This is a genomic window from Halomonas sp. MCCC 1A13316, assembly GCF_014931605.1.
Taxonomy (GTDB): domain Bacteria; phylum Pseudomonadota; class Gammaproteobacteria; order Pseudomonadales; family Halomonadaceae; genus Halomonas.
The window spans coordinates 2032658-2052414 of record NZ_CP053382.1; the positions used below are offsets into that span (position 1 = coordinate 2032658).

Annotated in this window: 16 protein-coding genes; 3 read left to right on the forward strand and 13 right to left on the reverse strand. The window is 64.0% G+C overall.

The features are described 5' to 3' along the window. Positions 1-8 precede the first annotated feature (8 nt). Both HNO52_RS09445 and HNO52_RS09450 read left to right on the forward strand, forming a co-directional pair. Positions 9-644 (forward strand): MiaE family protein, encoded by a 636-nt coding sequence (locus tag HNO52_RS09445; RefSeq protein ID WP_197568876.1) that lies wholly within the window; start codon positions 9-11, stop codon positions 642-644. Positions 645-674: 30 nt separating this feature from the next. Further along, entirely contained in the window at positions 675-4613 is a 3939-nt protein-coding gene (locus HNO52_RS09450; protein WP_197568877.1) for an ATP-binding protein, read from the forward strand. Here HNO52_RS09450 and HNO52_RS09455 read toward each other — a convergent pair. From HNO52_RS09455 to queC, 4 genes are read right to left on the reverse strand one after another with little or no spacing between them, the layout of a single operon-like run. Beyond that, on the reverse strand, positions 4610-4897 hold the full coding sequence (locus HNO52_RS09455) for a YkgJ family cysteine cluster protein (RefSeq protein ID WP_197569167.1): 288 nt from the start codon (positions 4895-4897) through the stop codon (positions 4610-4612). The genes HNO52_RS09450 and HNO52_RS09455 overlap by 4 nt on opposite strands. 14 nt (positions 4898-4911) lie before the next feature. Continuing rightward, positions 4912-5757, reverse strand: a complete 846-nt coding sequence (locus HNO52_RS09460) for a 6-carboxytetrahydropterin synthase (RefSeq protein WP_197568878.1) — start codon at positions 5755-5757, stop codon at positions 4912-4914. Then, a complete protein-coding gene (queE, locus tag HNO52_RS09465) occupies positions 5757-6401 on the reverse strand; it encodes a 7-carboxy-7-deazaguanine synthase (RefSeq protein ID WP_197568879.1) in 645 nt (214 codons plus the stop codon). The genes HNO52_RS09460 and queE overlap by 1 nt, the downstream gene beginning before the upstream one ends. Beyond that, a complete protein-coding gene (queC, locus tag HNO52_RS09470) occupies positions 6401-7213 on the reverse strand; it encodes a 7-cyano-7-deazaguanine synthase QueC (protein ID WP_197568880.1) in 813 nt (270 codons plus the stop codon). The genes queE and queC overlap by 1 nt, the downstream gene beginning before the upstream one ends. 216 nt (positions 7214-7429) lie before the next feature. Between queC and trhP the strand changes: the two genes are divergently transcribed. Then, a complete protein-coding gene (trhP, locus tag HNO52_RS09475; protein ID WP_197568881.1) occupies positions 7430-8845 on the forward strand; it encodes a prephenate-dependent tRNA uridine(34) hydroxylase TrhP in 1416 nt (471 codons plus the stop codon). A gap of 108 nt (positions 8846-8953) precedes the next feature. On the opposite strand, the gene HNO52_RS09480 is transcribed toward trhP, so the two are convergent. From HNO52_RS09480 to HNO52_RS09520, 9 genes are all read right to left on the reverse strand, one after another. After that, complete coding sequence (locus HNO52_RS09480; RefSeq protein WP_197568882.1) at positions 8954-10471, reverse strand: sensor domain-containing diguanylate cyclase; 1518 nt, start codon at positions 10469-10471, stop codon at positions 8954-8956. A gap of 117 nt (positions 10472-10588) precedes the next feature. Beyond that, positions 10589-10825 carry a DUF2789 domain-containing protein gene (locus tag HNO52_RS09485; protein WP_197568883.1) on the reverse strand — a complete coding sequence of 79 codons (237 nt, stop codon included), beginning with the start codon at positions 10823-10825 and terminating at the stop codon, positions 10589-10591. 107 nt (positions 10826-10932) lie between these two features. Further along, positions 10933-11985 carry an asparaginase gene (locus HNO52_RS09490; RefSeq protein WP_197568884.1) on the reverse strand — a complete coding sequence of 351 codons (1053 nt, stop codon included), beginning with the start codon at positions 11983-11985 and terminating at the stop codon, positions 10933-10935. A 78-nt stretch (positions 11986-12063) separates the two neighbouring features. Continuing rightward, positions 12064-13272 carry an efflux RND transporter periplasmic adaptor subunit gene (locus HNO52_RS09495; RefSeq protein ID WP_197568885.1) on the reverse strand — a complete coding sequence of 403 codons (1209 nt, stop codon included), beginning with the start codon at positions 13270-13272 and terminating at the stop codon, positions 12064-12066. A gap of 35 nt (positions 13273-13307) precedes the next feature. Continuing rightward, the gene (locus tag HNO52_RS09500) at positions 13308-15671 is read right to left on the reverse strand and encodes an ABC transporter permease (RefSeq protein ID WP_197568886.1); all 2364 of its coding nucleotides are present in this window, start codon (positions 15669-15671) and stop codon (positions 13308-13310) included. 12 nt (positions 15672-15683) lie between these two features. Next, positions 15684-16439 (reverse strand): ABC transporter ATP-binding protein, encoded by a 756-nt coding sequence (locus tag HNO52_RS09505; RefSeq protein WP_197568887.1) that lies wholly within the window; start codon positions 16437-16439, stop codon positions 15684-15686. Positions 16440-16537: 98 nt separating this feature from the next. Next, positions 16538-17752, reverse strand: a complete 1215-nt coding sequence (locus tag HNO52_RS09510) for an MFS transporter (RefSeq protein ID WP_197568888.1) — start codon at positions 17750-17752, stop codon at positions 16538-16540. Beyond that, positions 17742-18299, reverse strand: a complete 558-nt coding sequence (locus HNO52_RS09515) for a hypothetical protein (protein WP_197568889.1) — start codon at positions 18297-18299, stop codon at positions 17742-17744. Before HNO52_RS09515 ends, HNO52_RS09510 begins: the two co-directional genes overlap by 11 nt. A gap of 142 nt (positions 18300-18441) precedes the next feature. Then, positions 18442-19749 carry a DEAD/DEAH box helicase gene (locus HNO52_RS09520; RefSeq protein ID WP_197568890.1) on the reverse strand — a complete coding sequence of 436 codons (1308 nt, stop codon included), beginning with the start codon at positions 19747-19749 and terminating at the stop codon, positions 18442-18444. Positions 19750-19757 lie beyond the last annotated feature (8 nt).

Sequence of the window (19757 nt, forward strand, 5' to 3'; positions counted from 1 at the left end):
CCAGAACCATGTCAGAAACTTTCGAAGCGACCCTCAACGATGTCGAGCTACCGTCAGGCCTGCTCGCCTTTCTCGCTTGTGCCACGCCAGAAGCTTGGGTCGAGTGGGCGCTGGACAATCCCGAGCTGCTGCTGATCGATCACGCCCAGTGCGAAAAGAAAGCCGCCTCGACCGCGATGAGCCTGCTCTACCGCTATGTCGACCACCCGCTGCTGCTGACCAAGATGTCGCAGCTTGCGCGCGAAGAGTTGCTGCATTTCGAGCAGGTGGTCAAGTTGATGGAGGCGAGGGGCATCGAGTACCGCCATCTCAGTGCTTCGCGCTATGCCGAAGGGCTGCGTCGGCACGTGCGCCCTCAAGAACCGGAGCGTTTGGTCGATATTCTTATTATAGGGGCATTTATCGAGGCGAGAAGCTGCGAACGTTTCGCCAGGCTGATTCCTCACCTCGACCCCGAACTGGCTCGGTTCTACCGTTCGCTGGTCAAGTCGGAAGGCCGCCACTACGAAGATTATCTCATGCTGGCGCGGTATCTTTCGTCGGATGCCATTGACAAGCGGGTGGGTTTCTTTGCCGAATGCGAAGCACAACTAATAGTCACGCCGGACACGGCGTTTCGTTTCCATAGTGGCGTACCGGCTTGATATCGCCACTTTGCCATGCAGGGTTCCGTCATGCAGGACGCTTCAGTAACCGAGCATAACAGTGATGATGGGGATCACCTGGCGTTGTTCGGCCAGTTTTCGCTGGCACTGGGTGATGATGTACTGACCCAGTTCAGCTACGACAAGGTCAAGGCGCTGCTGGTCTATCTACTGTTGCACCACCAGCCGGTCAATCGGGCCAGCCTGGCCGAGCTGCTTTGGCCGGACCAGGGGCTCTCATCGGGACGCACCAATCTGCGCCATGCCCTTCACTGCCTGCGACAATCGTTGGGCGAGGAGGCCGAGCGCGTGCTGGTCGTTTCACGCCAGACCATCGCCTTCCGGCGGCCCGAAAGCTGGCGCTTCGATCTGTACGAGCTCCAGCAGTTGCTGGAGGGCACGCAGGACGTCGCGACGCTCGAGCAGCTGTTGTGGCGCTATCGCGGCGACCTGGTGGAGGAGCTGCAGTTGCCGGCCTGCACCGAATTCCAGCGCTGGCTGGTGCAGCTGCGAAACGAATGGCGCCAGCGCGTGATCCGCTTCGCCGAAGGGGCCCTCGAGCGCAACGACGAGGTGCCCGACGCCCTGCTGCAGACACTGGTCAGTCGCTTCTCCGGCTATGGTCCGTTCCATGAGCGTCTGGTGCGGCAACTCGCCGAGCAGGGGCAGTTGGCCGCGGCCCACGAGCAGTACAATGCCTACCTGCAGTTGCTGGCGCTTTCCGGCCAGCAGCCCGAGCCCAATTTCCTGCAGCTGGCGCGCTACTGGTCGGATGGCAATCCCGATCTTCAGAGCTTGTCGCCACAGGGTGCCTTCTCGCGCACGCTGGCGGCCGGCAGTTCGCCGCTGCGCGAGGACGAGATCGAGCAGCGCCAGCTTTCGGTGATGGCGATCCGTCTGCGCGTCAAGGGAGAGTTCTCGGCCCGCGACGAGATCCGCGCCTGCCTGGCGTTGCAGATCGAACTGATGCGCTGGCTGGAGCAGCAATGCCACCATTTGGGCGGTTTCTGGTTGCCTGGGGCAACCGGCGGCCTGGGGCTTGCCTGTTTCGGTACTCACGGTCCGGCCCATCAACTGGCCGAGCTGGTAGCACTCTACGAGCACTGCCGGCGCGTACTGCCGGACGAAGTGGCGCGGCATTGGAGCGGCGAAGAGGAAGCCCCGCATATCGAGTTGGCAGCCGGTCTCAACAGTGGTCGAGTCGTCTACCTGCCCGAGCGCCAACTAGTCGACCCGCTGGGCCAGGTGACCCAGGGTTCGCTGGATTTGATGTGTGCCGCCGAAGGCAGCGAGCTGGTCATCTCACAGGAGGCCAGCCAGCACATGCCGCCGGCGCTGGACCTGCAGCCGCGTCTCTCCTCGCGGCTGGTGGCGAGCGACGGCCGCGTGCGGCTGCGTGCATTGGTGCTGGGTCATAACGAAGGCGGTCGTGATGCCACGCCGCCGAGTCTGGTCGGCCGCGAGGCACCGCTACGTGTGCTGCGCGATGCCCTGGCGCGTGCCGGCATCGGCTTGCGCCAGAGCGTACTGGTCAGAGGCGCTTCCGGCATGGGCAAGTCGGCCCTCATGGTAGGGTTCCGCCAGCTTGAGCTGAGTCGTGACGCGGCCATCTGCTGGCAACCGACCACTCGCCTGTCGGTATTGGAGCCTTACGGTGTCGCCCGCACGCTGCTGCGCTGGCGGCTCGACGGCAAGCTCGACGAGGCGGGACTCAAGGAGCTGATCGGCCAATGCGAACTCACGCTGAGTCCGGAGCAACTGGGGTTGTTGGAGGAGGCGCTGGGCGTCAAGGAATCCCCTGAAGTGGCGCAACTGGCCAAGAGCGGCGAGGCGGCGGACCTGGTCGTGGCGCTGTTGTGCAAGGCCATCGAACGCCATGCCGCCGAGCGTACCCAGGTGTTGATGATCGATGACGTCCAGTGGCTCGATGAACCCTCGTTCCGGGTGCTTGCGGGCCTACAGGCACGGCTGCCGATCAACTGTGCCTTCCTGTTGGTCGCCAGCCACCATGGTCGCGAGAGTCTTCCCACGCGACTGCATTGGGACCAGCAGGTCACCCTGAGTCATCTCGATGCCATGCAGTCGTCACGCCTGCTGTCGCAATTGGCCAGGCGTTACCGGCTGCATCTCAGCCCGCGCCTGCGAGGGCAGATCATCGAGCGTTGCGATGGTGTGCCGCTCTACATGCAGGAGATCTGCCGGCGCCTGGAGATGGATCGCCGCGAAGGTCGCAGCGTGCAGCTCGATGAATTGCCCAGGGGCCTGCTCGGCCTGCTCGCCGGACGTATCGATCAGCTCGACGGGGACCGTGAGGTCGCGCACGTTGCCGCGGTACTGGGACGCCGTTTTCGACTCGACTTCCTGGCCGAGTGCAGTGGCTGGGAAATGGCTCAGCTCAATCGTGCCCTCGAGCAGATGCGCCGCCTCGAGATCATCGAGTCAGCCGGCGGCGAGGGTGTTTGCCGCGAATACCAATTCAGCCACCAGTTGTTGCAAGAAGCCGCTTACCTCTCCTGCCCTCGCGACGTACGGGTACGTATCCATCGTCAGGTCGTCAGCCTGATCGAGGAGCGTTTTCCGATGTGGATCGGCAGGCACCCGGGCGATTTTGCCACCCATCTGCGGCGCAGCGGCCACTACGCTCGTGGGGCACGTTACTTCGAACTGGCGGCGCGTGAGGCGCTCAAGGTCAGCGCCAATCGCACCGCGCTGAAGATGGCCGATTTCGGCCTGGCCAGCCTACGCCATGTGGAAGGCCAGGAAGAGCGCGAAATCAGCCTGTTGACCGTGCGTGGGCAAGCCGCCTTCGCCCTCGAGGGGCACGGTTCGCCGACCGCCCACGAAAGCTTCGTCCGCGCCCGTGAGTTGCTGGTGGAGCACGGAGGCTGCCATGCCGAGGATGCCGAAGATCTCGAGCAGGCCTTCCTGGTCAAGTGGGGGCTGTGGGTGGGCTGCAGCCAACGCCACGCCCACGCCGATGCCTTCTCGCTGGCTGCCAGCCTGGCTTCCATTGCCGGCCGCCTCGAAGATCCGCGCTACCAGCGTCTGGCCGACTATGCCAGGGCCAACTGCGAATACTGGGCCGGGCGAATCAGGCAGGCCTACGAACACCTCGACGAGATCGCGCCACTGGAACGAGCGATGATCATCGAGTGGCTGCCGTTCTCCGAGCACCCCCAGGTGGCCGCGGCCTGTTTCCAGGGCTGGGCAATCTGCCTGCGTGGCGACTACCGGCGTGCCGAGCAGCAGGTCGAAGCGGCGATCCGCCTGGCCGAGCAAATCGGACATCCCGGATCGCTGGCCATGGCGCTGCTGTTTGCCGCTGCGCTCTATCGGCAACTTGGGCATGTGCATCTGGCGGCACGTCGTGCCGAACAGGCCGTGGCCCTGACCGAGACTCCCGATCTGCACCTGTGGCAGGTGTCTGCCCAGGCGATACTCGGTTGGCGTCGGGCGCTGTCAGGCGATCGCGATGGCTTGACGAAAATGGAGCTGGCTCAGGAGGAATTGGGCGAAGTCACCGGTCGTGACCGCTACCATCGCCCGACGCTGTGGTACAGCGATGCCTGCCTGGCGCTGGACGAACTCTCCCGGGCCGAGGATTACCTGGATCAGTGCCTGATGATCGCGCGCGAGCGAAGTACGCTGTTCGTCTCCGAGCTGGCTGTTCAGCTCGCGCGTGTTCGCCAGCGCCTGGGGCGTTCGGCGAACGAGGTAAGGCTGCTGGTGGAACAAGCGCTGGAATGTGCCCGACTGCATGAGAACCGTCATCAGGAGCTGTGTGCACTCGAGGCTTGGTTAACGCTGGTCGATGGTCAGGATGAGGCCGTGCGCGATCAGTTCCGAGCCCTGCTCGACAGCGTGAGCCACAGCGATGCTCCGGTCTTGATTCGCTGGCGTATGCTGCTCGAGCGGCAACTGCCTAAGGCGAGCAGTGCAGAAGGGCGCATGGCCGTCGGCAACGGCTAGCTTCCCTCGGCGAGGGTGCCGCACTCGAGGAGAGCGATTCGCTGCAATGCCTCGGAGCGGTTCTCGCCGCATAGCTCGGGGTCGAAAGCGAAACGCTCGCATACCGAGGGGCGGCGGGCATCGCCGAACAGGCGGCAGAGATTGTTATCATCGAGCTGTACACAGCGTTCACCGGCCGACTTGCCATGGGGCATGCCGGGTATCGGCGAACTGATCGATGGAGCAATGCAGCAAGCGCCACAGCCCGGACGACATCCCGCTGGCGCGAGCTGGCTATTTGTCACTGCGGTATCGGTGTTCACGGTCGTGCCTCGGCGATCGCGCCCTTGTCGATCCCTTCGAACGCCTGCACCCGGGTGGGCTTTCCCGTCTCCTTCGCGATCTGTCGCGCCAACCAGGCGGCGATGTGTTCGACCGTGGTCGGTGAGTCGAGCACGATGCAGCGTTCCAGCGGCAGCCGCAGTTGAAAGCGGCCCTGTTCGGCGCGGTAACGGCTGGTCAGGCTGGGATAGATCTCCGGTTCGGCCTGGTCGATGATGTCGCTCTGGTCGACCAGGTAGCGATCGTCCAGATAGCCGGCCCATTGGGCCTCGAGCGCCGGGCTGCGTTCACCGTGCTGCCAGATGTGCAGACGCGAGCGATGGCCATGAGCGATACGCTGGCAGTTGCCGTCATGATGCTTGAGCCCGTGGCTATAGGTGTAGACGGCCCCGTCGATGGACTCTTCACGCAACCGCAAACGTATGTCGCTGACCCGCGGCGGTGGACGTTTCATCAGTTCCCGGGCGAGAGAGTCGGCAAGCCGCTCGGGAGTGATCTCTTGCCAGGGCAGCAGAGTGAAGGCCTGGCGCGGTGCGCGCACTTCCAGTGAATAGGGTAGCGAGGTGCGCACGCTGATACCCTCGCTGCATTCGCTGATGCTGATGCCGGGTGCGCGGGTCGGTATCAGCAGCGTATGGTCGGCGCTCGCATCCAGGCGCGACTTTATCCACGGCTTGACCTGACCGAAGTCGAACAGCATGCCATCTTCGCCGAGTTCGCCGTCGAGTTCGGCATCGACGTACCAGCTGAGGCCGATCAGGCCGCGCCGAGGGCTCCAGAGTGAAGCGTCGAGCTGGGTCAGGCGGTTGACGAATAGGGTCATCAGTCGATTCCCGTGATCTTGTGGGTCTGTAGTGACAGCCGCCACTGGGGATGAGCCAGGCAGTAAGCCACGGTCGCATCCCGATGGTCGGCTGCGTCAATGAGCGGCGTGGTATCCATGGGTTGCAGGAAGTGATACCGGAAGTCGAGGTCGATGAAGCGTTCTGGGAGTGCTTCTGCCTGGGGGTAGACCAGCTTGAGTTCATCGCCTGAAGTCAGCGCCAGGGGCGTGGAGGACTTAGGGCTGACACATAGCCAGTCGATGCCGGCCGGAGCGGGCAGGGTGCCGTTGGTTTCTACCGCCACCTCGAAACCGCGGGAATGCATGGCGCCGATCAATGCCTCGTCGAGCTGCAGCAATGGCTCACCGCCGGTGAATACGACGTAGGGCTTGGCCAGGCCATCCTGATTCGGCCAAAGCGCCGACAAGTGGGTGGAGAGTGCATCGGCATCGGCAAAGCGGCCACCCTGCTGGCCATCGGTACCGATGAAATCGGTGTCGCAGAAGCGACAGGCGGCGCTGGCCCGATCCTGCTCGCGTCCCGACCACAGGTTGCAGCCGCTGAAGCGACAGAAAACGCTGGCGCGCCCGGCTCGGGCGCCTTCGCCCTGCAGCGAGTAGAAGGCTTCTTTCACGTGATACATCAGCCGTCACCTCCCGGTGAGCCGCCGCTGCCGGTCTCGGGCCGCTGTGCGGCGGCGGTATCGAGTCGTTGTGCGGCGGCGGTATCGAGTCGTTGTGCGGCGGCGGTATCGGGTCGCTTTACTGCGGCAGCATCGGGCCGCTGTAAATAGCCGAGCGGGTCGCTCACGCCATTGGCGGCAAAGGCGTGCAGCCGCTCACGGCAGCTGCCGCAGCGCCCGCAGGCCAGTGCCTCGCCGCGATAGCAGGTCCAGGTATCGCCGTAGTCGAGGCCCATGGCCAGGCCGTCGGCAAGGATCTCCGCCTTGCTCGAGCGCAGGTAGGGTGCGTGAACCTCGACCGCCTCGAAGTTGGCAATGCCCGCGACCGCATTCATGGCCTCGACGAATTCGGGACGACAGTCGGGGTAGAGCATGTGGTCGCCACCGTGGGCGCCGTAGTCGACGCGTGCCGCCCCGATATTGACTGCCTTGGCGATGGCCAGTGACAGCAGGATCATGTTGCGGTTGGGTACCACCGTCGCCGTCAGGTTCTCCTCGCCGTAGTCGCCTTCGGGCATGCTTCGGCTGGCATCGGTCAGCGCCGAGTTGTCGATCAGGCCATGGATGGCGCGTATGTCGACCACCTGATGGGGCACGTCGAGCTGCCGGCAGACGCGAGCCGCCACCTCGAGTTCTCGAGCGTGACGCTGGCCATAGTCGAAGGAGAGGGCGCTGACCTCGAGCCCTTGTCGCAGGGCGCGGTGGAGCACCGTGAAGGAATCCATGCCGCCGGAGTAGATCACCACGGTGGCGCGTGGGTTAGCTTGGGTCATGGTGAGGCTCTATGTCGGAGAATTTGTCGCTCCCCGTCGGTGACGGGGTGCCGGGATCCGGTCCGGCGCGCGTCAGTCTACCGGCTCCGGCAAATGCTGGCCAGGCTTGGCGCCAGTTGCTAGACTTCTCGCCCCTCTTCCTCGGTTCTGCTTAAGGCCTCGCCAGGTACTGGCGGCTTCGCGCAGTGCTGCATCGTCCTGTAAACGGTGACCCACATGAAAGCTCCCGAACTGCTCTCCCCAGCGGGGACGTTCAAGAACATGCGCTATGCGTTCGCCTATGGTGCCGATGCCATCTATGCCGGCCAGCCGCGCTATTCGCTGCGTGTGCGCAACAACGACTTCAAGTTGGAGAATCTGCACAAGGGCATCGCCTATGCCCATGAGCGGGGAAAGCAGTTCTATGTGGCCTCCAACATCGCGCCGCATAACAGCAAGCTCAAGACCTATCTGCGCGACATGGAGCCGGTGATCGAGGCGGGTCCCGATGCACTGATCATGTCCGACCCCGGGTTGATCATGATGATCCGCGAGCGCTGGCCCGAGCAGATCATCCATCTCTCGGTACAGTCCAACGTGGTCAACTGGGCGGCAGCGAGGTTCTGGCAGCAGCAGGGTATCAGCCGCATCATCTTGTCGCGGGAGCTGTCGCTGGAGGAGATCGCCGAGATTCGCGCCGAGTGCCCCGACCTCGAAATCGAGACCTTCGTACACGGTGCGCTGTGCATTGCCTATTCCGGCCGCTGTCTGCTCTCCGGCTACTTCAATCATCGCGACCCCAACCAGGGCACCTGCACCAACGCCTGCCGCTGGCAGTACAACACAGTGGCCGCGGCCCAGGACGAGACCGGTGAACTGGTGCCGGCCAACTCGGCGGCGGCGCATGCGGCAAGTGGCGTCTGGACCCCTGGCCAGAGCGGGCTGATCGCCTCGGGCGGTGGCAGCACCACTTACAGCACGGCGACGGCCGGTGGCGTGGAGGGGCAGGACGAGCTCTCGGCACTGATCGAGGATGCCACCCGGCCGGGTGAGCTGATGCCGATCTTCGAGGACGAGCACGGCACCTACATCATGAACTCCAAGGACCTGCGCGCCGTGCAACACGTGCCCAGGCTCACCGAGATGGGAGTGACGTCACTCAAGATCGAAGGCCGCACCAAGTCGCACTACTATGTGGCACGCACCGCCCAGGTCTATCGTCGCGCCATCGACGATGCCGTGGCCGGGCGCCCCTTCGACATGCGCCTGATGGACGAACTCGACAACCTGGCCAACCGTGGCTACACGGAAGGCTTCTACCGTCGACACGTGCACGACGAATACCAGAATTACGAACGCGGCAACTCCGTGGGCGTACATCAGCAGTTCGTCGGTGAGGTGATCGGCTACGACCCCGATCGCGGCGTACTTGAGGTGGACGTCAAGAATCGCTTCGAGGTGGGTGACGGCATGGAGCTGATGCTGCCTGGCGGCAACCGGCGTTTCACTCTCGAGCACATCGAGAACAAGCGCGGCGAGTCGGTGCAGGCCGCGCCGGGCTCTGGCCACGTGGTGCGGATTCCGGTGCCGGGCGAGGCCATTGCTCCCGAGAGGATCGAGTTCGCACTGTTGATGCGTGACCTGCCGGGCTAGCTCTGGTCGAGCCTGCTTCGAGCTGTCTAGAGTACGAATGACGCGAGGGGGTGGCCAGTCGGCCGCCCCCTCGCATCATGAAGGCGCGTATTCGACCGGCGCACCCCGTTATGCGGAAGGATCCGGTTCCTCGTAGTGGGCCACGCCATCTCGCCCGCCATGCTTGACGCCGTACATGGCCTGGTCGGCTGCGTCGACCAGGGCGGCGGCAGCCTCGAATTCGCCGTCCTCCAGATCCGCGATGCCGATGGAAGCGGTCACGTGAAGCGGCTCACCGTCGGCCTGAGCCAGCGGCTGGCTGATCAGGTACTGGCGGATTCGGTCGGCCAGGATGCCCGCCTGCTGCCGGCTCGTGTTGGGCATGATGACGAGGAACTCCTCACCACCATAGCGGCCCGCAATGTCGCTCTCGCGCACCATGTTGTTGAGTGCCGCGGCGAAGTGTATGAGTACTTCATCGCCGAAGCGATGGCCGAAACGGTCATTGATGAGCTTGAAGTGATCGAGATCGATGAACATCACCGCAAGTGGCTGGCGGGCTTGCTTGGCGCAGTCGAAGTGTTGTTCGAGGCGCTTTTCCAGCCAGGGGCGGTTGGCCAACTGGGTCAGATGATCAGTGCGGTGCTGTTCGTCGAGCACGACGTGGCTGGCATGCAGCGCCTCGAGCTCGCGCTGCTGCTCGGACAGGCGGATAGTCATGCGCAGGTTCTGTTCGAACAACAGCTCCTTGGCCTCGGCCAGCAAGTGTGTGCTGTCGATGGCCGGGGGGCAGGTGATTTCGAACAGACGGGCCAGCGAGGGCAGGCGATGCTGCAGCTCCTGCATTACCGTCATCAGCATGACGATATCCAGCGAGGCGACCGAAGCCAACTGGCGCAGCAGGGCGCTGAAGGCAGAGGCCGAATCGGCCGCCAGCCAGCAGTCGGCGATACGGCAGGAGAGGCGCAGGCAGAGCTTGCGTGCATCTCCGTCGGCCAGGTGGCCATGGCTGTCGATGATGCCGGCCGCAATGGGGCCGGGCACCCCCCAACTGATTGCGAGCCAGGCGCCAACCAGGGAGTGATCGCAGCCGTACCGTTCGTTTTCAGCCTCACTCAGCTTCTGGTGCTGGCGAAGGTCGGGAATGTGCGCGGCATAGGCATCGCCATCCAGAGATTCGAAAGCCAATATGCCAATATCTTGCAGCAGAGCGGTGGTGAATAACTGCGGGGCTTCGTGTGGGCAGAGATGCTGGGCCAGTTCCTGGGTGGCAATGGCTGCAATGATTGCCCGCTGGCACAAGTACTCGTGATCGAGCACGGCATTTTTGCCGGGGCGGGGAAGGCCGAAGCTAAGTGCTATCGCCAGGGTCGCATCCAGGCCGATGCGCGAAACGCCATCCAGGCAGGTGGTGACTGGATTCCCACCGCGCGAATATGAGGCGCTATTGGCCATGGAAAGGAGTCGCAGGGTGAGCGCTGGGTCTTGTCCGATAGTGCGAGCGTAGTCGGTCAGGCACGGGTCGGTGGAGCGCGCAATGGCGATGACGCGTGCCGCTGCCGCCGGCAGGCTGGGCAGTGTGCGGCAATCGGCCAGACGAGTGCGCAGGGTGTCGGGCAGGGGTGGTAGATTGGCGAGACCAGCCACGCCAGAAGACTCCGTTATCGATATCCTATCGATCGGCATATTTTTCCCCGCCCATAATGGTTCTTGTTATCCCCGGCCAAGCCTATCAGAACGGCCATGAGCCAAGCGTTTGAGAACTCAGCGCTTCCTCAACGATGCATCGAGGTGGTCGACGACCTCGGCCCAATCGGCATCTTCCTCCAGTGCCGCTTCGAGAAACTCGGCCTGTGCCGGGTTCCAGAAGGGCGCTTCATGGAGCGCCGTGGCCGGGGGCAATGGCGCGTGCCGCTCCAGGAAAGCCTTGATCGAGGCATCATCGGAATCGAGGCCAAGCTGCTCGAAGAGTTCGCTGAAAGGGTGCACGGGATGCTCCATGTCGTAACTCCTTAACGCCTGCAGTTTCGCTTGGTTACATTAACTTAGCTTGGTTGCCGTGGGAAGCCAGCCGGTTCCATTCGTATCGCAGCCGGGCCAGCGGTTTTTCAGCGTTCGCCCACCAGCGGGGTGAGGAAGCGCCGGCGGCGCTCCTGCTCGTCGAGTGGCTGTGCCAACAGGTGGACGAGCTTGGTCATGGCGGCTTCCGACGTCATCGCGTCACCCGACAGGACGCCGGCCTGCAGCAGCCCCTGGCCGGCCGCGTAATGGCCCGGGGCTACTCCGCCGATGGGGCACTGGCTGATCGCCGCGACCAGCTTGCCTTCTCCGCTTGCCTTGGCCAGGACGCCGATCAGCTCGGGGTCCGGCGGAACGTTGCCGCCACCCCACACCTCGAGCAGCGCGCCACGAACGCGTGGGTCGCCGAGCCAGGCGTCAAGCTGCCAAGCCTGGATCCCAGGCCAGAGTACGAGCCTGACCACGTTGCCGTCGGCCAGCATCGAATAATCCGGCAGTTCGAAGCGAGGCGCGCCGCGCTGCTGGGCTTCGAGTCCTCGGCCGGGGTAGAGGATCGCGTCGTCGTCGATGCGCTCGCCCAGCACAGGGTAGTTGAGACTGGCAAAGGCATCGGCGGCTTCGCTATGGGTCTTGCGCGTGCGAACGCCACGCAGCAGGCGGCCGGCGAAGGCCACGGCAACCTCCTGCAGTTCCGGCTTGGCGGCGTAGCGCAGGGCCAGCTCGATATTGCCGAGCGCATCGCTGCCTTCGGCTTCGAGGGGCTGCATGGCGCCTGTAACGACCACGGGGCGATCCAGCCCTTGGAGCTGGTAAGCCAGGCTCGAAGCGGTCCATGCAAGTGTGTCGGTCCCGTGCAGTACGACCACGCCGGCATGCTCGCTTACCTGGTCCGCGATGATCGCCCCCAGCCGCTGCCAGTCGCGAGGGCTTGCAGCGCTCGAGTCGATGGGGTCGTTAACCGACTGGACCGTGAATCGAGGCAGGCGTGCCTGGCGGCTAGGGGGCAGGCCTGCCAGCGCCTGTCGAAGCCGCGACTCGATATCGCCCCCTGGGACCAGCCCTTCTGCGCTGGGCAGCATGCCCAGGGTGCCGCCGGTGTAGAGTACCAGCACGGGGCGGTCGGCAGAGGAGGGCTCGTTCATGGCATTTCCTGGTGTCGAGATGTTCATGGAGCACGGAGCGGTGCGCAGCGACAAGGATACCGGGAGTCGTACAGGAACTCACTCGTCGACCACGACCTTGACGCCTTCGGCGACTCGATCGCCGGGATGGATGATCACCAACTCGCCCTGATCGAGGCCGGCGAGTACCTGGGAAACGAGTCCTTGGCGACGGCCCAGCTCCACCGTGCGGCGTGAAGCCCGGCTTTCTTCGATCACGAATACGGTCCACCCTCCCTGATGACGAAACAGTGCACTGGTAGGGATTTGCAGAACTTCATCCGCTGTCCAGATCAGAAATTCGGCATCGACACGGAACCCGCTGCCGAGGCCCAGCGTGGCGAGATCGAGCTGACGGGAGAAATCCACGCTTACCGGGACACGCTGTTCATCTACCCCCAAAGCGGAGGTACGAGTGAAGCCAGAGGGTGCGATGCGTCTGACTTTTCCTTTCAGCGGCTCGCCACCCCAGCCGGTAATGTTCACGGACATTCCCGGGCGCAATCTCACGGCATCCATGGACAGCAGATCGACCTGGATCTCGAGATCATCGAGACTGCCGAGTTCGAGGATCGGGTCGCCGGCGGATACGCTACCCTCGCAGCAGCGGTGGCGGGACAGCACCAGCCCGGATACCGGAGCGCGAACCTGGAGCAAGGGCTGGTCGGCTTCGCTACGCTGACCGCTGGCCACGGCGAGTAGAGCACGCGCGCTCTCCACCTCGAAGCGCGCGACCTCGACACCGGAAGCGGCGGAACTGGCCAGGGCCCTCAGGCGGTCACGCTGATTCTGGCGCTGCTCCAGCTCGGCGGTGGAGATAAGGTTACGTAGGTGCAATTGACGGTAGCGCTCATATTCCGCCTCCGCGAAGCGTTGGTCGGCGCGTGCGGTGTCGAGGTTGGCTTGGGCGGCTTGTAGCCGAGCCTGGGCGGCCTGCAGGTTGTCCTCGGCCTGTTGCCGAGTGCGCACATCCAGAGCTGGGGCTGGGCTCGGTTCGAGGCGGAACAGCGTCTGGCCCTCCTCGACGCTGTCCCCCACTTCGAGGGTGACGCGCTGGAGATAACCCGCAATGGGTGCCGAGACGTTCCAGGTGTCGCGCAGGCGAGTACGGCCCTCCTCGATGACCGAATCGGTGAAGGGGCCCACCGTGACCCGGGCCGCGTTGACCGGCACGGGTGAAGGGAGCAGTGCCCAGGCCAGCAATCCGAGCAGGCCCAGCCCCAACACACTCCATGCTACGTGACGAGGCCATGTGCGCTGTTTACTCATTTTCCCAACCTCTCGTGTGCATGAGCATGTGGCCCTCACTCGACGGCCTTGAGGACGCGCAAGTTGTCGAGGCGGCCCAGACGTCGAAACACCAGCACGCCGACCACCAGCGAAGCGAGCAGGACGCCAGCGGCGGCGAAGCCGAAGATCGACGGGGTGAAGACCAGCGGTATGCGGTACAGATCATTGCTGAATGCCCGTTGAAGCAGGCGAATGAAGATGACACCAAAGGCCCAGCCCAGCGGTATTGCCGCCAAGGTTAGCAAGGCTATTTCGCCGAGCAGTATGCGCGCCACTTCCAAGCGGGTGTAGCCGAGCACCTGCAGTGTTGCCAGCTCCCTGGCACGTTCGGCAAAGGCGATGCGGGCATTGTTGTAGACCACGCCGAAGGCAATCGAGGAGGCGATACCGACGAAGATGAATGCGATTGTAAGCAGCGTCTCGCCCATGTATTCACGAATGCCATGTTCCGCTTCGGAAAGCAGGCCGATCGATGCCACGGTTGGCATCTCCCAGAGCGCTGCATTGAGTTCGCTCGTATACGTCGGGTCCACCAGCAGCCAGGCGCCGCTGATCGATGGTCCTTCGTGCATTAATGCGTTGAGGATGTCGCGACGCAGGTAGGCGCCTACGCCCAGGGGTTCATCCACCAGGGCCGTTAAAGGCAGAAGGAGACGCTCACGTCGCCCCTCCATGATGGCCAACTCCAGCTCGTCCCCGATCTCGGCGTCCAGTAACTCGGCCAAGTGTCGCGTCAGCATGATACCCGACTCGGGTAGTCGCTGAGGATGGCCGCTTACGTCGAGCACCCGGCGCAGGCTCGGGGTGGGCTCCATGCCCAGCAGGCTGGTGCGGTACTGGCGATGGCCGTGGATCAGGGTTACGGGCACTCGGCGCCAAGTCTCCACCGCCAGCACACCAGGCTGATGGCGAAGCTCACCGCCTGCCCGAGCCGGAGTGGGTTCGTTGAAGGTGAGCTCGATATCCATCTGCAGCACTTGGCGATACTGCTGATCGATCATCTCGTTAACCGCTGCGAGCTGGTAGGCGCCGATCATCAGCAGCCCTCCAGAGAGAGCAATTCCCACAATGGAAAAAACAGCCTTGAGCGGGTAACGAGCCAGGTTGCGCACCACGATACGTCCTTCGTTGCCGAGCAGGGCGGGCGGCAACAGGCGTTCCAGCCAGCTGTGCCGGAATCGGTGCGGTGCGGGTGGGCGCATGGCTTCGGCTGGTGGACGACGAACCGCCCGCCACACCGCATGCCAAGTGCCTGCCAATGCGGCGCCAAGCGTCACAAGTAGCGACAGGGCCAGCACCCAGGCCGGCACGCCGAAGCGCATCTCGGGGAAGCGGAAGTACTCTCGGTAGACCTCGGACAAGCCACTGGCGGCCCAGGCGCCCAGTGCCACGCCGACTACCCAGCCTGCCAGCACGATGATTCCCGCCAGCAGGCCGTAATGGCGGGCCAACTCGCTGTCGCGATATCCGAAGGCCTTGAGTACCGCCAACTGCTCGCGCTGGGTCTGGATGATGCGCCCCATTACCACGTTGAGCAGGAATGCCGACACCGACAGGAAGATCGCTGGCAGTACGGTAGCCGTGATGCGCTGCTGGTTCAGTTCTTCCTGGATGAAGCGATGCGATTGCTGATCGTGACGGCTCTGTGTGCCGAGGGCGCCATAGCGTGCCAGTGCAAGGTCCAGGGCATCGATCACGTCAGCCTCATCGGCTCCCGCCTGCAGCGTCAGGGTCATGCTATTGAAGGCTCCTTCCATGCCGTAAGCCCGGGAGAGCGCTCGCTGGTTCATCCATAGCACGGCGTAGCGGCGGTAGTCCGGCATCAGGTCGGTAGGCGCGGCCTGATAGAGGAATTCCGGGCTCAGCGCAATGCCTATGAGCGTCAATTGCGTGCGGCGGCCATTGACGATTGCTTCCATCTCGTCCCCTGGCGTCAGACCATGAGCAGCCGCGAAGGCGTCCGACACCACCACCTGATCGTCACGTCCGGCTTCGGGCAGGCTGCCCGCCAGCAGGTGCAAGTGGTTGAGAAGCGGCTGATGTCCATCGGGCAACGACAACAGTTGGCCGCGTACGGGGTCGCCATAACCGGGCACCGCCAGACGCACTGTGGCGCGCACCCGGGGTTCGATCAGATTGACGCCATCGAGTCGTTGCAACTGCTCCAGCATGCCCAGCGGGGCTCGCTTGATATCGACGAACAACTCGGCGAAGTGATGGCTTGAGTAGAATCGGTCACGGGCCCCGGAGAGCGATTCCAGGGTAGTCACGGCAAGCACCAAGGTCATGACACCGCTTGCGATGACCATGACAATGGCGAGTGCCTGCCCCTTGAGGCGCCAGATGTCGCGATAGAGCTTGCGGTCGAGAGTCTGCATCGTGACGCCGAATTACCAGCGCAGCTCTTGCGGCTTGCGGCGGCTGGCGTTGACATGCAATCGATCGACCCGGCCGTCTCGCAGGCGAATGATACGATCGGCCATGTCACCGATCACCTCGTTATGGGTGATGATTGCGACACTGGTGCCGGTGTCGCGATTGATACGCTCGAGTACTTCCAGTACGCGAATGCCGGTGTGGAAGTCCAGGGCTCCGGTGGGCTCATCGCATAGCAGCACGTCGGGCTGCTTGGCGACGGCCCGGGCGATGGCGACTCTCTGCTGCTCGCCGCCCGAGAGCTGGGAAGGAAAGTGATCGAGGCGATGCTCCAGGCCTACCAGTGCCAGGGCTTCTTCAGGGGGCATCGGGTTGGGGCTGATGTCGGTGACGATAGCGACATTCTCCCGCGCAGTGAGGCTCGAGATCAGGTTGTAGAACTGGAACACGAAGCCCACGTACTGGCGGCGAAAACGAGTCAGTTCCCGTTGGCTGGCCGCTTCCAGGGCGAGACCATGCCGCTCGTTGGTAGGGTACGAAGCGGCAGCGTGTCGGGAGCGGGGAAAGTAGACGAGGGAACCTTCGCTGGGGCTGTCCAGGCCTCCCAGTATGTTGAGCAGCGTCGACTTGCCCGAGCCCGATGCACCAAGCATCACCACCAGTTCACCCTCGAACAGCTCCAGGTCGACGCCACGGAGTGCCTGGATGGTGACCTCGCCCATCTGGTAGAAGCGCTTCAGGCCATGGGCCTGGAACACGGTTTCTGGCATGGCAGGTGGCGCCTGGCGGAGAGGAAAAATTCATACGCTAGGCTAGCATGCCGTATTGCCATGGCATGCTTGATCGAGGTCAACGGGAGTGTAAATGGCTAGCGTGTGAAGAGCCTGCCGTCCTTGCCGACATCCAGGCGCAGGTTGCGTCCGGCCAGCAGGGCGAAGGCGGCCGCCAGTGCCACGATCAGCAGCAGTACGAGAGTGAGCGCATTCATGCTCACCTCGAGCTGCAACAACACGCCCACCACCAGAGGACCCATGGCCGCCAGGGTATAACCACCGCCCTGGGCCAGGCCGGACAGTTTGCCGGCCAGGCGTGAGTTGGCCGTACGCAGCACGATGAGCGTAAGGGCGAGGCTGAAGCTGCCGCCCTGTCCCAGTCCCAGCAGCACCACCCCGGGCCAGCGCCAGTTCTCGCCGCTCTGCAACAGCAGCCACAGTCCTGCTGCCACGCAGCCAAGCACCAGCAGCAGGGCCGGCCGCTGGTCGCGGGCGAAGCGTGCGAGCCAGGGGGCGCCGAGTGCCGAGACAAGCTGCACCATCACCGAAGCGCCCATCATCCAGCCGGCCTCGGCTTCGCTGTAGCCGCGAGCCTGCAGCAAGGTCGGCAGCCAGCCGAAGACGATATAGGCCAGAGAGGACTGAGAGCCCATCAACACCATTACCTGCCATGCCAGCGGCTGCCGGAGCAGTTCGCGCATGCTGCCACCGGCCGGGGGTGTGGCAATGGCACGTGGCGTGCGCGGCATGAGCATTAACCACGCCAGCAAGGCCAGGCCGGCGAGCAGCCCCCAACTGATCAGGCTGAAACGCCAACTTCCCCATAGGTTGGCCAGGGGAATGCTGAGTCCTGCGCCAAGGGCGCCACCCAGGCACAGGGCCATGGTATAGACCCCGGTCATGAGGTCCGCGCCGCCGGGAAGCTCGCGTTTTACCAGCGCCGGGAGCAGCGTGCCGGCGATGCCGATGGCGGCGCCTACCAGCAAGGTGCCGGTGAAAAGCAGCGACACGCCGGGAGCGCCGCGCAGCACCAGGCCGAGGATCAGTATGCCCAGGGCCAGCGCCAGTGCGTTCTCGGGGCCTACGCGCTTGGCGAGCCAGGGTGCCAGGGGCGCGAAGATGCCCAGGCAGAGAACCGGTAGCGTCGTCAGGGCGCCTATTGCCAGCGGTGTCAGGCCGGTGTCGGCCCCGATACGTACCAACAGTGGGGCGAGTGAGGAGAGAGCGGGTCTTAGGTTGAGACCCACCAGCACCATCAGAAAAAGGAAGAGGACAACACGTCGAGGATCGGGGTGGGCGTCAGTCGTCATGGCCTCGCCATTTGTCGGTCCGGCGGATCGCGTCGTGTTTCGCGTAAGCGTCGTCGCCACTGCGTTCGCCGCGGCGGGCGAGCAGGGAATGTTCGTTTACGCCACGCGGATCGAAGTTGACCCGCCCCGGATCGGTGGACTCCCGAACCTGCCGGCGTATGTCCGAAACGTCCTCGACGCTGACCAACTGCTCCTGATTGCCCAGTATTTGCCGCTGGGTGACCAGCCGTCCCCCGAACGTCCAGCAGCGCTGCGGCACTTGGGCGACGTACCAGCCACGGCCTTGCCAAAGGGCATGACCCTGCTCATCCAACTGCAGGGCCTCGAGGGGAACCAGGGCGGCAAACAGCTGTGCGTTGAGCACCATGCCGCTGCTGGTCATGTTGACGGCGCCTTCGTAGCGCCCGGCGTAGAGGTCCTCGATGACGTCGCTACGCTTTGCTCGAGGCTCGATGCTTCCCTGGCCGCAGAGATGCAGCAGGCGGTCATCGATCTGCTTGATGACCCAGACCGGAATAGGTTGCTTTCCGGTCAGCCATTTGAGCATGCTCGAGCCTCCTTGCGTGGTCTGGCGAGATTCAGTGAGTCATCAGTCGCTTAGCCGGGCTGCCCATGTGCAAGACAGCACGACAAACCGTATAACATTCCTTACTACTCGCCAACCTTCAAGCCGCGCGCGGCCTGATCGCTCAGGCGCGGCGAGTGCCCTGCCCGCGGCTGCGCCGCCGACGCGGTGCCTGGGCATCGCCGCCGGCCGAGTTACCGCTGCGCTGCCCCGACTGGCCGCGGCCGGCGCCACCCTGGCGAGCCTGGCCGCTGCGGCGGTTACGACCGTTCTCGATCGGCTCGGGCTTGGCGTTCGGATCGGGCTCGAAGCCGGGTTCGATGTGCTTATCAAGGTCGCGCTTGATCAGCCGCTCGATACCCTTCAGCAGGCCGTGCTCGTCGACGCAGACGAGTGAGACGGCCTGGCCTTCGCTGCCGGCACGGCCGGTGCGGCCAATGCGGTGAACGTAATCCTCGGCGACGTTGGGCAACTCGAAGTTGACCACGTGAGGCAGTTCATTGATGTCCAGGCCTCGGGCGGCGATGTCGGTCGCCACCAGCACCTGCAGATCGCCGCTCTTGAATGCTGACAGCGCCTTGGTGCGTGCCGACTGGCTCTTGTTGCCATGGATCGCCATGGCCGGGATGTCCTGCTTGGAGAGCTGCTCGGCCAAGCGGTTGGCACCGTGCTTGGTGCGGGTGAAGACCAGCACCTGATGCCAGGCATGCCGGGTGATCAGATGGGCCAGCAGTTCGCGCTTCTTCTCCCGATCGACGCGATAGATCGCCTGATCGACCGTTTCCGCTGTCGTGTTGCGTCGGGCCACCGATATCTTCTCGGGATTATCGAGCAGCTTGGCGGCCAGCGTCTGGATCTCGTCGGAGAAGGTGGCCGAGAACAGCAGATTCTGGCGCTTTGCGGGCAGCACACGCAGCACTTTCTTGATGTCGTGGATGAAGCCCATGTCTAGCATGCGGTCGGCTTCATCGAGCACCAGGATCTCCACCTTGGAGAGGTCGACGTGTTTTTGCTGCTGCAGGTCGAGCAGGCGGCCGGGAGTTGCCACCAGCACGTCGAGGCCGGGACGAATGGCATCCACCTGGGGTTGCTGGCCGACGCCACCGAAGATCACGTGGCTCTTCAGGGTCAAGTGACGGCCGTAGTCGGCAACGCTCTCGCCTACCTGGGCCGCAAGCTCGCGGGTGGGAGTCAGCACCAGGGCGCGTACCTGACGTTTGCCGGGGCGTGGGCCATCGGCCAGGCGCTGCAGCATCGGCAGGGTGAAGCCGGCTGTCTTGCCGGTGCCGGTCTGGGCGCTGGCGAGCAGGTCGCCGCCCTTGAGCACGGCAGGAATGGCCTGGAGCTGGATCGGGGTCGGCGTGGTGTAGCCCTGCGCCTCGACGGCACGCAGCAGTTCGGCCCGCAGGCCGAGATCGGAAAAGAGGGTCATGCGGTCTC

Bases quoted from the DNA above. Each gene is read 5' to 3' on its own strand.
- HNO52_RS09445 (WP_197568876.1), top strand. From the start codon at position 9: ATGTCAGAAACTTTCGAAGCGACCCTCAACGATGTCGAGCTACCGTCA.
- HNO52_RS09500 (WP_197568886.1), bottom strand. From the start codon at position 15,671: ATGCAGACTCTCGACCGCAAGCTCTATCGCGACATCTGGCGCCTCAAG.
- HNO52_RS09485 (WP_197568883.1), bottom strand. From the start codon at position 10,825: ATGGAGCATCCCGTGCACCCTTTCAGCGAACTCTTCGAGCAGCTTGGC.
- HNO52_RS09450 (WP_197568877.1), top strand. From the start codon at position 675: ATGCAGGACGCTTCAGTAACCGAGCATAACAGTGATGATGGGGATCAC.
- HNO52_RS09520 (WP_197568890.1), bottom strand. From the start codon at position 19,749: ATGACCCTCTTTTCCGATCTCGGCCTGCGGGCCGAACTGCTGCGTGCC.
- HNO52_RS09490 (WP_197568884.1), bottom strand. From the start codon at position 11,985: ATGAACGAGCCCTCCTCTGCCGACCGCCCCGTGCTGGTACTCTACACC.
- HNO52_RS09510 (WP_197568888.1), bottom strand. From the start codon at position 17,752: ATGACGACTGACGCCCACCCCGATCCTCGACGTGTTGTCCTCTTCCTT.
- HNO52_RS09460 (WP_197568878.1), bottom strand. From the start codon at position 5,757: ATGACCCTATTCGTCAACCGCCTGACCCAGCTCGACGCTTCACTCTGG.
- queE (WP_197568879.1), bottom strand. From the start codon at position 6,401: ATGTATCACGTGAAAGAAGCCTTCTACTCGCTGCAGGGCGAAGGCGCC.
- HNO52_RS09495 (WP_197568885.1), bottom strand. From the start codon at position 13,272: ATGAGTAAACAGCGCACATGGCCTCGTCACGTAGCATGGAGTGTGTTG.
- HNO52_RS09515 (WP_197568889.1), bottom strand. From the start codon at position 18,299: ATGCTCAAATGGCTGACCGGAAAGCAACCTATTCCGGTCTGGGTCATC.
- HNO52_RS09505 (WP_197568887.1), bottom strand. From the start codon at position 16,439: ATGCCAGAAACCGTGTTCCAGGCCCATGGCCTGAAGCGCTTCTACCAG.
- queC (WP_197568880.1), bottom strand. From the start codon at position 7,213: ATGACCCAAGCTAACCCACGCGCCACCGTGGTGATCTACTCCGGCGGC.
- trhP (WP_197568881.1), top strand. From the start codon at position 7,430: ATGAAAGCTCCCGAACTGCTCTCCCCAGCGGGGACGTTCAAGAACATG.